Origin of the sequence: Agrococcus casei LMG 22410, from assembly GCF_900163565.1 — a bacterium.
GTDB classification, from domain to species: domain Bacteria; phylum Actinomycetota; class Actinomycetes; order Actinomycetales; family Microbacteriaceae; genus Agrococcus; species Agrococcus casei.
The window spans coordinates 1-13,626 of sequence record NZ_FUHU01000042.1 but is presented as its reverse complement, the minus strand read 5'-3'; the positions used below and the strand labels follow the sequence as shown (position 1 = coordinate 13,626).

Genomic DNA, 13,626 nt, shown 5'->3' with positions numbered 1-13,626 from the left:
CCGTAGCGTGAATACCCGCCACAGCAGGGTCATTCACCACGAACCGCGAAGAGCCAATAAACGGCGTTTCGAAATGCATCTCCGGGGGCCTTCAATCGTTGATTGCCGATCGTGTGTGGGAGAAAATCTGGCGCTGGGAATCAGCGAGGCACAGGCACCTCGCTGATCACGGACTCGGCGCGCTGCGACTGACTCTGACGTGGCGTCGACGCTGGGGCTGTGTCGGCTCGTCGTAGTCGGATTGGCCCGTACCTGCTGGGTAGCCCTGTTCGTCGCACACGAGCGCGGACAGGCCCCGAACAGCAGGGAGCCACGATCATGTCCAACCCCACCCCGCCGCTGACCGAACTTCCGAAGCCCGTCTTCGCTGATGAGCGGGCAACGCTCTATCTCGGTGACGCGGTCGAGCTCCTCCCGCTCCTGCCCGAGGCGAGCATCGACGCTCTGGTCACTGACCCGCCGTACGGGTTGAGCTTCAACGGACAGGCCTGGGATGACGCGTCCGGGTTCAGGGAATCCCTCCCGCACCTCGACACGGGTGCGATGAGTGCGCCGGAGTTGTTCGAGACGTGGTGCACGGCGTGGGCTGCGGGAGCATTGCATGCGTTGAAGCCGGGGGCGTATGTTGCAGCGTTCGGTGGTGCACGCACCTGGCACCGGATGGTGCGCGGGATCGAGAACGCAGGGTTCGAGATCCGCGACCAGATCGCATGGCTGCACACCACCGGGATGCCCAAGAGCATGGACCTCTCGCACGCGATCGACAAGCACCACGGCGCACGCCGCAGCGACCGGGTCGTGCAGGCCACGGATCATGACGGGGTGCTCGGTGCGACCCGCACGGTCCTATCCAAGGGCACTCCAGTGACCGAGGACGCAGCGCGCTGGGAGGGGTGGGGCACGGCGCTACGACCGGCGTTCGAGCCGATCATCATCGCCCGCAAACCCCCGGAAGGAAACCTCGTCCGCAACGTCCTGGAGCACGGCGTCGGCGGGATCAACATCGACGGGGCGAGATTCGCTGATGACCGGTGGCCGACGAACGTCGCCTTCGACGCTGGCCAGGCGGATGCGCTGGACGTGTTGACGGGGACGTGGCAGGGCGAGTCGCTGTCGCGGAAGTTCCCGATCTTCCGCTTCGACCACAAGCCCTCCACAGCGGAACGACCCCGCGCGTTCGGGGTATCGCACACAACCGTGAAGCCGTTGGCGTTGATGCGCTGGCTCGTCACGCTGGTGGCCCCGCCGCACGGAGTGGTGCTGGAGCCATTCGCTGGATCGGGGGCGACGGTGGAAGCAGCGGTTAGCGATGGCTATCGCGTGCTGTGCCTCGAGAAGAATGCGTCGTATGTTCCGCTGGTCCAGTCACGGCTGGACCGGTAGCCGAGCCGTGGTCGGGGAGTTTCTGGCGACGAACGACCTTGCGCCATCTCACCTCCGTACTTTTGAACGGGGCCATGGCGTAGTTGCATGTTCGTCGCTATTCTGAGTTCATGTCCGTCGCTGAGTTGTCCGCGAGCACCCAGAATTATTTGAAGGCTGTGTGGGGTCTGGCGGAGTGGTCGTCGGTGCCGGTGACGCCGACTCTGATCGCGGAGAGGACGGGATTGAAGCTCTCTTCGGTCTCGGATGCCGTCCGCAAGCTCTCTACGCAGGGTCTTGTCGAGCATGCTCCTTACGGTTCGGTGGAGCTGACGGAGACGGGGCGCTCCTACGCGCTGGCGATGGTTCGTCGGCATCGGCTGATTGAGTCGTTCCTCGTCAGTGTCTTGGGCTACTCGTGGGATCAGGTGCATGACGAGGCTGAGCACCTTGAGCATGCGGTGTCAGATTTCATGATCGACCGGATCGACGAGTTCTTGGAGTTCCCCACCCGCGACCCTCATGGTGATCCGATCCCATCCGCTGACGGGACGGTGCATATCCCGGACGCGACGCAACTGACCGAAGTCGGGGCGGGGCACCGAGTGGTGGTCGAGCGCATTTCGGACTCGGACCCGGCGCTCCTGCAGTTCTTCGAAGAGCATGGTTTCCTAATCGGATCAACGCTGGAGATCGGCGAAGGTGCCCCGTTCTCGGACGCACTGGACGCGCGAGTTACCGGATCGGACACCTCGGTAGCACTGGGGCGTTCGGCGACAGATGCACTCTATGTGTCTGTCGTGGCCAGTTGATGCGGTCACCGCGCAGCTTCGTCGTGGAGGGATGCATGGAGCACGCCTGCTCCGGCAGGGAGCAGCGTGCCATGCCATTCCGCCGAGCGGACCTCGATGATGTCGACTTTCGCTGTGCAGGCCTGGATGCGTAACCGTGTGCCGGGGCGAAGGTGTCGCTCGTCGAGGAAGACCAGTGTTTCGAGTGGCGCATCGGCGACGCGCGTGATCCTCACAGGAGCCCATCGCGGGCGTGCGAGTTCCCGCAGACGGGCATCCCGGCGGGATTCGATGTGACCGTCTGGGGTGGGGATGGGCTGCCCGTAGGGGTCGTGGGTGGGCTGGTCGAGGGAAGCTTCGATTCGCTGGAGGAAGCGGGGTGAGCTGCTGGCTTCCAATGCGTCCGCATTGGCAGCGAGTTCGCTCCAGGGCAGGTCGAGGACGTCGTGGAGGAAGCACCGAAGTATCCGGTTCGCCCGCACTGCCCGCATCGCTTCGAGGCGTCCCGCAGGAGTGAGGGAAATGCTTTTATACCGTTCGTGGTCGACGAGACCGTCATCGACGAGTCGCTTCACCTGTTCGGACACGCTCCCTGGCACGAACCTCAGCGCACGGGCAAGGCCCGTCACCGTAACCGGAGCGTCACTGTTCTCAGTCAGGGACCAGATGGCACGGAGATAGCGTGCTCTGGTCCCTGACCGGTCGCTCTTGCCGCGCATGCGGGTTACCCCTACTGAGCGGAAGCGAGTGCGCGCCTGCGGCGTGTACTCATGACCCGGGTTCCGATGAGTCCGTGCCGGGGGCTGAACAGGTAGACGAGCGCGAACACGGCTCCCTGGGCGAGGACGACCATGCCGCCAGAGGCGGTGTCGAGGTAGTAGCTCAGATACAGACCGATGACGGCGCAGGCTGCGGAGATCGCGGGGGCGACGACGAGCATGCGTCCGAACCGATCGGTGAGCAGGTAGGCGGTCGCTCCCGGGATGATCAGCATCGCCACGACCAGGATCACGCCCACGGCCTGGAGGGCGACGACGGCGGTGAGCGCGAGGAGGCCGAGGAGCGCTGCGCCCAGGATCTTCGGGTTCAGACCGATCGCGTGGGCATGGGTGGGGTCGAAGGCGTAGAGGGTGAAGTCGCGGCGCTTGGTGACGAGGATCGCGAAGGTGATCGCACCGAGAATGATGACCTGGATAAGGTCGGCCCAGGACACGCCGAGCAGATTGCCGAAGATGATGTGGTTCAAGTCGGTCTGCGACGGAGTCACGGAGATCAGCACGAGCCCCAGCGCGAACAGCGTCGTGAACACGATCCCGATCGCAGCGTCCTCCTTCACCCGGCTGGTGTCCCTCACCGCGCCGATGAGGGCGACCGCGAGGAACCCGAACACTACTGCCCCGAGGGCGAACGGGGCACCGACGATGTAGGCGAGGACCACGCCGGGGAGGACGGCGTGGGAGACGGCGTCGCCCATGAGCGACCAGCCAATCAGGACGAGCCAGCAGGAGAGCACCGCGCACACGATCGAGGCGATCAAGGTGGTCGCGAGGGCGCGCACCATGAAGTCATAGCTGAGGGGCTCGAGGAAGAAATCGATCAGGTTCATCAGTTTTCGCCTCGGTTCAGGACGTCCAGGCCGAAGGCCAGGGCAAGGTTGTCGGGCTGGAGCACCTCATCCGGGTCGCCGTGCATGAGCACGCGCCGCATCAGGAGAACGGCCTCGTCGGCCAAGTCGGGCAGGGCGTGGAGGTCGTGGGTCGAGACGAGAACCGTGGCCCCAGCGTCGGCCAGCTCACGCAGCAGCCGGGTGATCGTCGCTTCGGAGCGCTTGTCGACGCCAGCGAACGGCTCATCCAACAGCAGGATCGTCGCCCCCTGGGCGATGCCCCGTGCGACAAACACGCGCTTCTTCTGACCACCCGAGAGCTGCCCGATCTGCCGGTTCGCATACTCGGTCAGCTCCACCCTCTCCAGTGCGTCATCGACGGCCTCATGGTCGGTCCTTCTCGCGTGGCGCATGAAGCCCATGTGCCCGTATCTGCCCGTCATCACGACATCACGCACGGAGAGCGGGAACGCCCAGTCGACGTCCTCGCTCTGTGGCACGTAGCCGACGGCTCCAGACTTGCGCGCTCTGCCCGGGCTCTCATCATTCACGCGCACCGTGCCGGAGTCGGGGCGCACCAGTCCCGTGATGGTCTTGAACAGGGTCGACTTTCCCGACCCGTTCATGCCGATTAGTCCGCACACCCGACCGGCCTGGACCTCGAGCGTGGCGTGGTCGAGGGCGAGGACGTCGCCGTAGTGCACGGTGACGTCATGTACCGAGATCGCTGTCGTCATCAGTTGCGTGCCGTCAGAGCGTCGATGATGGTGGTCGCGTCGTGGCGGATCAGCTCCAGGTAGGTCGGGACCGGGCCGTCCGCTTCGGAGAGGGAGTCGACGTACAGCACGCCGCCGAACTCGGCATCGGTTGCTTCGACGACCTGCTGCATCGGGGCGTCGGACACGGTGGACTCGCAGAACACCGCTGGTACGTCGTTGTCGCGTACGAACTCGATGGCAGAGGTGATCTGCTGGGGGGTGGCCTGCTGCTCGGCGTTGACTGCCCAGATGTACTTCTCCGTCAGCCCGGCGTCCCGGGCGAGGTAGGAGAACGCGCCTTCACAGGTGACCAGCGCCCGCTGGTTATCGGGCAGGACCGACAGCTCGTCGACCAGCTCGTCCTGCACGGTCTGTAGCTCGGCCTTGTATGCCTCGCCGTTGGCCTCGTATTCGCTCGCGTTGTCGGGGTCGAGGTCGCTGAACGCGTCGACCATGTTGTCGACGTAGATCTGCACGTTCACCGGGCTCATCCACGCGTGTGGGTTCGGCATCCCTGCGTAGGCGTCCTCGGTGATGTCGATGGCCTCGACTCCCTCGCTGACGACGACGTGAGGCACGTCCATGCCTTCGACGAACTGTCCGAACCACGCCTCCAGGTTCATCCCGTTGTCGAGAATGAGGTCGGCCTCCGATGCTCTGCGGATGTCGCCGGGTGTGGGTTCGTAGCCGTGGATCTCCGCCCCGACCTTCGTGATCGACTCCACCCTCAGGTTGTCGCCGGCGACGTTCTCGGCGATGTCCGCGAGAACGGTGAACGTCGTCAGCACCACGGGACGCTCATCGTCTGCTCCTGCATCGTTCTCGCCGGATGTTGCGCATCCAGCAAGAGACAGCGCGAGCACGGACGCTGCCAGCAGCGGCAGGGAACGGCGGGAGAAGAAGCGGGAGTTACGTGGCATGGATGGTTCCTTAACTGAACGGGTGGCGAGATACGGGTGGAAGTTCACGTGAGTGGTGGAAACGGAGGGCTTGGGGGCGGGCCAGCGCGATGGGATGCGGTGATGAAGTGGTCGAGCTTGTCGGGTGCTTCTCCGCGCAGGTACACGCCGAGCATGCGCAGGAGGTTCAGCATCACCGCTTCGGGGTCGGAAGACGTTCGCAACAGGCGAGCCGCAGCGTCATGGTCGGCGTCTCGCACGGATTGAAACAAGGTGATGGCCTCCAGCCACGCACCCTCATTGCGCTCGTCCACGTGCGTTCGTCCCATGCCACACATCCTATTGTTCGGCCTGCCGTAGTTACAAACCTGGGCGTGGCGTAGACAAGTGAACCACATCGATGTTATTACTAGATACGCCGCTCCAAACAGCAGCACGACACAACATGTAGTGGTTGGTGGCGTGGCGCGTCACAGCCAGAGAGCGAGGAGGAACGCCATGCCAGCCCCCCACGAGCCCCGTCGCGCCGCGCTCTCAGTGCGCGAGCTCGCCGCCGCCCAGTCGCCTGATCTCGTGTTCTTCTCGAGCGTGTCGGAGAACACCCGCCGGTTCGTCGACCGGCTCGATCGGCCCGCGGTTCGTGTTCCGCTGCGGCCGCGGGTGGAGGGGCTGATCCGGGTCGCACGACCCTTTGTGCTCGTGGTCCCTACGTACGGCGGTGGGGAACGTGCCGGGGCGGTGCCGAAGCAGGTGATCTCGTTCCTGAACGACCCGGCGAACCGTGCCCTGATCCGGGGTGTGATCACGGCGGGGAACACGAACTTCGGCGAGCACTACTGCCTCGCCGGTCCCGTCATCTCTGCGAAGTGCCGGGTGCCGGAGCTGTACCGCTTCGAGCTGCTCGGCACGCAGCGCGACGTCGAACACGTGAACAACGGCCTGACCCGATTCTGGGACCGGACCCCTGACGAGCTGACATCCATCGAGAGGAAGACCGCATGACCATCATCTCCCCCGAAGCCCCCGCGCGCACCGGGATCGGTGTCCGGAAGGACTATCACGCGCTCAACGCGCAACTGAACCTGTTCGCCTCGGACGGGTCGATCCAGTTCGACAAGGACTGGGAGGCCGCCGAGGAGTATCTGCGTCAGCATGTCATCCCGAACACGAGAACCTTCCCGACCGTGACCGGCCGGCTGGATTGGCTGGTGGCGAACGACTATTACGAGCGTGCGTTCCTCGAGGCGTACACTCCGGCGTTCCTCACCGGCCTGCATGAGCGGGCTCGCGGGGCCGGGCACCGCTTCCAGACCTTCCTCGGCGCGTTCAAGTTCTTCGCCTCTTACGCCCTGAAGACGTTCGACGGCACCACGTACCTGGAGGGCTTCGAGGAGCGCGTGGTCGCCACGGCGCTCTTCCTCGGTCGGGGCGACGAGGCGCTGGCGACCCGGCTGGTGGATGAGATGCTCTTCGGCCGGTTCCAGCCTGCGACCCCGACGTTCCTGAACGCGGGCAAGGCGCAGCGCGGGGAGCTCGTCTCCTGCTTCCTGCTCCGCCTGGAGGACAATCTCGAGTCCATCGGCCGCAGTGTCAACTCCGCCTTGCAACTGTCCAAGCGCGGGGGCGGGGTCGCGTTGCTGCTGACGAATCTGCGCGAGACCGGTGCGCCGATCAAGCAGATCGAGAACCAGGCTTCCGGTGTGGTGCCGGTGATGAAGATCCTCGAGGACAGCTTCAGCTACGCCAATCAACTCGGTGCCCGGCAGGGCGCGGGCGCGGTGTATCTGCATGCGCACCACCCGGACATCCTGCGGTTCCTGGACACGAAGCGCGAGAACGCGGACGAGAAGATCCGCATCAAGACGCTCTCCCTCGGCGTCGTGATCCCCGACGTCACCTTCCAGCTCGCGAAGGAGAACCGGGACATGCACCTGTTCAGCCCCTACGACGTGCAGCGCGAATACGGCACAGCTCTGTCGGATCTGTCAGTCACCGAGCACTACGACGCCCTCGTCGCCGACCCGCGCATCCGCAAGACGACGATCAGCGCACGGGAGTTCTTCAAGACCCTCGCCGAGCTGCAGTTCGAGTCCGGATACCCGTACGTGCTGTTCGAGGACACCGTCAACCGCGCGAACCCGCTGCAGGGATGGATCAATATGTCCAACCTCTGCAGCGAGATCCTCCAGGTGAACACTCCCTCCCACTACGACGCCGCGATCGGATACGAGCAGATCGGTCGGGACATCTCCTGCAACCTTGGCTCCCTCAACATCGCGCAGGCTTTCGCCTCCCCCGACTTCGGGGCGACGGTCGAGACTGCGGTGCGGGCACTGACGAGCGTGTCCGACCAGACCGACATCGACGCGGTGCCCTCGATCGCGGCCGGAAACGACGCGTCGCACGCGATCGGGCTCGGGCAGATGAACCTGCACGGGTTCCTCGCCTCACAGCGCATCCGCTACGGCAGCGAGGAGGGCATCGACTTCACCGACATCTACTTCCTCACCGTCACCTACCACGCCCTGCGCGCCTCCAACCGGATCGCCATCGAACGCGGCACGACCTTCACCGGGTTCGAGACCTCCGCCTACGCGGACGGCACCTACTTCGACAAGTACACCGAGCGCGACTGGCAGCCCGCCACCGAACGCGTCCGCACCCTCTTCGCCGAGGCAGGCGTCGCGATCCCCACCCGCGGTGACTGGGCGGAGCTTCGGGAATCCGTGCGGCAGCACGGCATCTACAACGCGTACCTGCAGGCGATCCCGCCGACCGGATCGATCTCATACGTGAACCATGCGACCGCGTCGATCCATCCGATCGCGGCGAAGATCGAGATCCGCAAAGAGGGCAAGCTCGGCCGCGTCTACTACCCGGCCCCGCACATGACCGACGACAACCTCGAGTTCTTCGAGGACGCGTACGAGATCGGCTACGAGAAGATCATCGACACCTACGCCGCCGCCACCCGCCACGTCGACCAAGGCCTCTCCCTGACGCTGTTCTTCCGCGACACCGCGACCACCCGCGACATCAACAAGGCACAGATCCACGCCTGGCGCGCAGGAATCAAGACCCTCTACTACATCCGCCTCCGCCAGCCCGCACTCGAAGGCACCGAAATCGAAGGCTGCGTCTCCTGCGCCCTCTGACCACATCATCCGATCTTCCCGAAGGAACACCCATGACCCTCACCGACACCATGCGCCCGATCACCGAGATCTCCGTCACCCCACCGGGCTACCGGCACGACCCAGGTGCGCGACTGCGTCCCATCAACTGGAACCGCGTCGGAGACGACAAGGACCTCGAGGTGTGGAACCGGCTCACCGCGAACTTCTGGCTCCCTGAGAAGGTGCCACTGTCCAACGACCTCCCCGCCTGGCAGAAACTCACCCAGGAGGAGCGCACGCTGACCATGCGCGTGTTCACCGGGCTCACCATGCTCGACACCGTGCAGGCCACCGTCGGAGAGATCTGCCAGATCCAGGATGCCCGTACCGAACACGAGGAAGCCGTCTACACCAACATCGCGTTCATGCAGTCCGTGCACGCACGCTCCTACTCCAGCGTGTTCTCCACCCTCACCTCGACCCCAGAGATCGACGACGCGTACCGGTGGGCCGTCGCCAACGATCTGCTCCAGGAGCGCTGCAAGAAGGTGCTCGCGCACTACTACGGGGATGATCCGCTCAAGCGGAAGGTCTCCTCCACGCTGCTGTCCTCGCTGCTGCTCTACGCCGGGTTCTACCTGCCGCTGCACTTCTCCGTGCACGCGACGCTCACCAACACTGCCGACATGATCCGGCTCATCCTGCGCGACAAGGCCGTGCACGGCTACTACTCCGGCTACAAGTACCAGCGCGGCCTCGAAACCCACACCGCAGCCGAACAGGAGCACATGCGCGAGTTCACCTATGCGCTCCTCGAAGAGCTCTACGACCTGGAGCTGCAGTACTCCGGCGAGCTCTACGAACCGCTCGGCCTCATGGACGACGTCGCCGTCTTCGTCCGCTACAACGCGAACAAAGCCCTCATGAACCTCGGCTACCCCGCCCGCTTCACCCCGGAAGAAACGGAAGTCAATCCGGAGATCCTCGCCGCCCTTGCCCCCGGAGCAGACGAGAACCACGACTTCTTCTCCGGCTCCGGATCCAGCTACATCATCGGCAAAGCCGTAGACACCAACGACGACGACTGGGACTTCTAACCGAACGTCATTCCCACACTTACGCCTCAGAGAAAGAGAACCACACCTTGAGTAAGAGCATCTCCGTCCTTGTCGGCAGTCTGCGCCGCGGCTCCTACGCACGCAAGATCGCCCACAACGCCATCGGATACTTTCCCGACGGCTACGACGCACGCATCGTTGAGATCCGCGACCTTCCTCTCTACGACTTCGACTACGACGACCCCGAAATCACCGACAAACCCACCCCGCCGGAGTACACGCAGTTCCGGGAGATCATCCAAGCCTCCGACGGTGTCCTGTTCGTCACACCAGAGAACAACCGCACCATACCCGCCTGCCTGAAAAACGCCATCGACATCGGCTCCAAACCCAACAGCGATGTCGCCTGGAAGAACCTGCCTGCCGGGATCATCAGCCACTCCGTTGGCCGCATGGGCGGGTACAGCTCGCAGAAGAACCTCCGGCTCGCGCTCTCATACTTCGACATGCCCACCCCCGGACAGCCCGAGGTCTTCCTCTCTCAATCACCCACGCTTCTCGATGAGGACGGGAACATCTCGCAGGAATCGACCGTGCAGTTCGTTCAGGACTACATCCTCCGCTTCGCTCGACTCATCGAAGGCCAAAACCCGGCGCGTTGATGCGATGCCAGCATCCCCGAAAGCACGAGCGCAGGCTCTGGGCGCGCGTGTAAATCCCTTTCCGCTGACGGTAAAGCGCGTGCTCCACTCCGCCGCGACGGGTCCGGTTGCCGTCGACGCGACCAAGGTGATGATCGTGAACTCGGGCACCACCACGCTCAGGCACGAGACCGGTGAAGTCGATCTTGCCGCAGGGCAGGTCGTGCTGCTCCCTCCAGGCCGCTGGTATGCGGGAGAACCCGCCGGTCTAGTCATCACCACCACCGCATACATCGACACGGCATTCCTTGAGGAGCAGGAGCGCTGGATCACTCAGTCCAGCGCTCCTGCTCCTCTTGTGCTTTCAGATAGTCACCGGTCAGACCCGACCGTGCTCGACGTGCCTTCCACAGTGTTCCCGCACGTGAATGCTTCCCTGCAACGGTTGATCGACGGTGAACGGCACCATTTGCCGACACTTCGCCGCTTGAGTCTGGCAGTGGACCTGCTCGATATCCTCACGCGACCCGTCCCCGAGCACTCGCCCGAACACCCCTCGGTGCGCCACGCAATGGCGTTGCTCATGAACGATCTTGGCCGCGCGTGGACCATGGATGTTCTCGCCGACGAGGCCGCGATCTCTCGATCGCAACTCGCCCGACTCTTCACCCGCCACGTCGGCACAAGCCCAGCAGCGTTCCTTCGCAACGAACGTTCACGACGCATGGCCGACCTTCTACGCTCAAGCAGCGACACCGTCGAAACCATCGCACGTCGCGTCGGATGGACCGACCCCAGCCACGCCTCACGCGCCTTCCGTCAGGTACACGGTCTGTCCCCGCAGCAGTATCGGCAAATCTCTCGACCATAGACGACTGCTCGATACCAGTGGCCGCCAACTGTGTCCTGCCTCACAAGTACGCCGACCACGCCATCGTGCGCGCGAACCTGCGAGGGAAGTAGCCACCACCATGAGCATCAACCCGGGCGAAGCATCAGCATCGACGTCCACGAACGCTGCGGATCCTCGGCGCAAGATAAGCCCGCCGAGCGCCCTGTCTCTCGGCATCATCGTCTGGACCGATGACCCGGAGGTCGAGCCGACCGTGATCGCAGGCCGGAACCCGGTCGCGTTGGCGCGGGCGGTGGCGGTCACGATCCACGAGATGCTCGAAGACTCTGAGGTATATGCCGGGGCGACGGAGTTCCTACAGTCGAATCCGCCGCCGCAGGATTGGGTACTGCCCGAGGACGTGGATGCGTGGTTGGAGGCGCTGCGGGAGGCGACGCCGTACCCGGCGTACTCGTTCCACCACGTACCTCTGACGGGCGGTGCGGACGGAACGAACCACACCGTCATCAACCGCTATCTGCAGCATGCGCTGCAGGAACGCGAGGATGCTCTCACCCCTGACTCGACGCCGAGCTCCGTCGCTGGCCCCTCGTCAGGGCGTCACCTCGCACGCTGACCCGGTGGCGGAGTTTGACGTTTCGGCGCGTGTTTTTGGTGTTTCGACGCGTCATTGCCGGGATGCCTCGCCCTTGACTCGGTTCTGTGCGTACCTCTGGAACAGCACCACCTGTGACACCTGAGCGATCGGGTGCAGTGGCGTGTCCTGTCTATCCGAGTGTGATTGGAGTCTTTCATCATGTCCGATATCACGATCCCCCCTTTGGGGTATTCGTCTGAGCCGCCGCGCCCGCATCGGGTGGTGGTCGCTTTCGATGTCCTCGCTCGCACCCAAGCCGAGGCGCAGCACATGGTCGTTGAGGTGCTGATCGAGGGGCTCGCCGGTCCTCCCGACCAGCTCCGCACAGAAGGCGACCGGGTATTCGGTGAAGACTTCGGCGACGACGTCCCGCACATCCGCTCCTGGACACCCGCAGCTGACGCCGCTCCCACCCCGCCGGTAGCGGTGCCGTCACCCGGGTGGGAGGCGTTCGAGGAGTCGGGGATTCCGGAGATCGTGGCGGAGATGTTCCCACCCGAACCGGGCACCGGTGACTTCCGCCTCCCGGACGGCACGCCCGATCCGGAGAGCTTTGAGGACGCGCATGAGCGGTGGCGGGACGAGTGTCTCTCCCTCGCGGTCCAGGCGTCACGTCTCCCGGAGACTTTGGATCGGTTGGAGCGGGCTGAGCGGGTCCGTGATGGCCTGGTGGATCTGTTGGAGCGGGAGCGGTTGCCGGTGGAGCCGGTGAAGGAGGATTATCTCGTCACGGTCGCCCCGTCGTTCGAGGGCGAGTACGAGGACATGAGGTTCCGATCCGACCACGCCCAGTGGCGGTCCGAGTTCACCGCGACCGCGCTGCGCCGCGAACACGCCCTGCAGGGGCTCGTGGCCAAGGGGGGGGCCGCGGACGATGTTCCTTCCGGAGCGGTTTCACCGTGAGTGGGTGCCTTCGGATCTGATCGCCCTGCAAACCCTCCGTGTACTCGTGGAACGGGAGAAAGCCGGGGAAGGCACACCCTTGCTGGACCGGGCGCAGAGGGAGGAACTGTCAGCGATGCTGTTCGCTGCCGATCCCGACATTCGCGTGGTTGACCCTGACGACCCGGCTGGGGCTGAGTTGTATGCGGGGCAGGCGTCAGACGCACACGACTGGATGCCGCCCGGCGTGTATGACGCGACTGGGTACGACGGAGAAGGCCAGTTCCGGCTCGTCGTGGGCCGTGTCCCGGTCGGGGATGGGGTGACGGCGTCGGCAGCGTTCCCACCGGCCGAGCACGACAGTGTCGTGGTGAACGAGATCGCCCGCATCCTGGAGCAGGACACCGAACAGCACAACACGGCTGAGATTCTTGACCGGATCAACGCCGCGGTCCTCGAAACTGGACGGACGGCTGCCACACCCTCGGATATTCGTGCGCCCGGGCAGGCGCTGACCATGCTGGAACGTGGGGCACTGCTGAGCGAGCTCCTCGCCGAACGGGAACAACACCTGAGCATGGACCCGGACGGCCCCGAGCCGCCATGCCCAGACCGTGGTTCTGGCCGGAGCCTGTAGCAGAAAGTCATCTCTGATCGGTGGAGCTGGAAGCCGGTGTGTTTGACGATTTGGCGCATGTTCTTGACGAAACGGCGCATCCCGCCCAAAAATGCTCGCGGCAACCACGCGACCTCGGGTAGGGGTTGAGGTTCAGAAGGGATGCTCAGAGCGGAGAATCTGCGGCCAGCACGGTTTGTTGACGCACCTTCCCTGTGGATACCGCGCACGAGCCCCGGCCCGTGCCGTGTCCTGAAGGAGGGTCTGCTGAAGGTTCGGTTGAGTCTATGACCGCATGATTTCTGACTGGGGTCGTGCTGGAAGGATGGCAATCGTGCCGAAGATCTATTCCGATGAGTTCAAGCGGGATGCTGTTGCGATGGTCGCTGCTGGCTCTTCGCAGAGGA

General features: G+C 64.4%; 15 protein-coding genes. 10 read left to right on the top strand and 5 right to left on the bottom strand.

From position 1 onward, the window contains the following. Window positions 1-318 precede the first annotated feature (318 nt). Complete coding sequence (locus tag CZ674_RS10475; protein WP_086992476.1) at window positions 319-1,383, top strand: DNA-methyltransferase; 1,065 nt, start codon at window positions 319-321, stop codon at window positions 1,381-1,383. A gap of 110 nt (window positions 1,384-1,493) precedes the next feature. Continuing rightward, complete coding sequence (locus CZ674_RS10470; RefSeq protein WP_086992475.1) at window positions 1,494-2,174, top strand: metal-dependent transcriptional regulator; 681 nt, start codon at window positions 1,494-1,496, stop codon at window positions 2,172-2,174. Between the two features lie 5 nt (window positions 2,175-2,179). Here CZ674_RS10470 and CZ674_RS10465 read toward each other — a convergent pair whose 3' ends face one another. Genes CZ674_RS10465 through CZ674_RS10445 form a run of 5 tightly spaced genes read right to left on the bottom strand, consistent with a single transcriptional unit; the run spans window position 2,180 to window position 5,745 of the window. Beyond that, entirely contained in the window at window positions 2,180-2,872 is a 693-nt protein-coding gene (locus CZ674_RS10465; protein WP_086992474.1) for a metal-dependent transcriptional regulator, read from the bottom strand. Window positions 2,873-2,883: 11 nt separating this feature from the next. Further along, window positions 2,884-3,759 carry a metal ABC transporter permease gene (locus CZ674_RS10460; RefSeq protein ID WP_086992473.1) on the bottom strand — a complete coding sequence of 292 codons (876 nt, stop codon included), beginning with the start codon at window positions 3,757-3,759 and terminating at the stop codon, window positions 2,884-2,886. Then, on the bottom strand, window positions 3,759-4,496 hold the full coding sequence (locus tag CZ674_RS10455; protein ID WP_086992472.1) for a metal ABC transporter ATP-binding protein: 738 nt from the start codon (window positions 4,494-4,496) through the stop codon (window positions 3,759-3,761). The genes CZ674_RS10460 and CZ674_RS10455 overlap by 1 nt, the downstream gene beginning before the upstream one ends. Beyond that, complete coding sequence (locus CZ674_RS10450) at window positions 4,496-5,437, bottom strand: metal ABC transporter substrate-binding protein (protein WP_086992471.1); 942 nt, start codon at window positions 5,435-5,437, stop codon at window positions 4,496-4,498. The genes CZ674_RS10455 and CZ674_RS10450 overlap by 1 nt, the downstream gene beginning before the upstream one ends. A gap of 44 nt (window positions 5,438-5,481) precedes the next feature. Then, window positions 5,482-5,745, bottom strand: a complete 264-nt coding sequence (locus CZ674_RS10445) for a hypothetical protein (protein ID WP_086992470.1) — start codon at window positions 5,743-5,745, stop codon at window positions 5,482-5,484. Between the two features lie 169 nt (window positions 5,746-5,914). Here CZ674_RS10445 and nrdI point away from each other — a divergent pair, with 169 nt between their 5' ends. The 8 genes from nrdI (at window position 5,915) to CZ674_RS10405 (ending at window position 13,240) form a co-directional block, all read left to right on the top strand. Beyond that, the gene (gene nrdI, locus CZ674_RS10440; protein ID WP_086992469.1) at window positions 5,915-6,418 is read left to right on the top strand and encodes a class Ib ribonucleoside-diphosphate reductase assembly flavoprotein NrdI; all 504 of its coding nucleotides are present in this window, start codon (window positions 5,915-5,917) and stop codon (window positions 6,416-6,418) included. Continuing rightward, window positions 6,415-8,571 carry a class 1b ribonucleoside-diphosphate reductase subunit alpha gene (gene nrdE / locus CZ674_RS10435; protein ID WP_086992468.1) on the top strand — a complete coding sequence of 719 codons (2,157 nt, stop codon included), beginning with the start codon at window positions 6,415-6,417 and terminating at the stop codon, window positions 8,569-8,571. The genes nrdI and nrdE overlap by 4 nt, the downstream gene beginning before the upstream one ends. 32 nt (window positions 8,572-8,603) lie before the next feature. Continuing rightward, window positions 8,604-9,629, top strand: coding sequence for a class 1b ribonucleoside-diphosphate reductase subunit beta (gene nrdF, locus CZ674_RS10430; protein ID WP_086992467.1), 1,026 nt, complete (start codon window positions 8,604-8,606; stop codon window positions 9,627-9,629). A 47-nt stretch (window positions 9,630-9,676) separates the two neighbouring features. Further along, entirely contained in the window at window positions 9,677-10,252 is a 576-nt protein-coding gene (locus tag CZ674_RS10425; protein ID WP_086992466.1) for an NADPH-dependent FMN reductase, read from the top strand. Between the two features lie 79 nt (window positions 10,253-10,331). Beyond that, the gene (locus tag CZ674_RS10420) at window positions 10,332-11,102 is read left to right on the top strand and encodes a helix-turn-helix domain-containing protein (protein WP_159456963.1); all 771 of its coding nucleotides are present in this window, start codon (window positions 10,332-10,334) and stop codon (window positions 11,100-11,102) included. Between the two features lie 100 nt (window positions 11,103-11,202). Beyond that, window positions 11,203-11,700 (top strand): hypothetical protein, encoded by a 498-nt coding sequence (locus tag CZ674_RS10415; protein WP_086992464.1) that lies wholly within the window; start codon window positions 11,203-11,205, stop codon window positions 11,698-11,700. 180 nt (window positions 11,701-11,880) lie between these two features. Then, window positions 11,881-12,624 (top strand): hypothetical protein, encoded by a 744-nt coding sequence (locus CZ674_RS10410; protein WP_086992463.1) that lies wholly within the window; start codon window positions 11,881-11,883, stop codon window positions 12,622-12,624. Between the two features lie 4 nt (window positions 12,625-12,628). Then, complete coding sequence (locus CZ674_RS10405; protein ID WP_087054582.1) at window positions 12,629-13,240, top strand: hypothetical protein; 612 nt, start codon at window positions 12,629-12,631, stop codon at window positions 13,238-13,240. The last annotated feature ends 386 nt before the right edge of the window (window positions 13,241-13,626 follow it).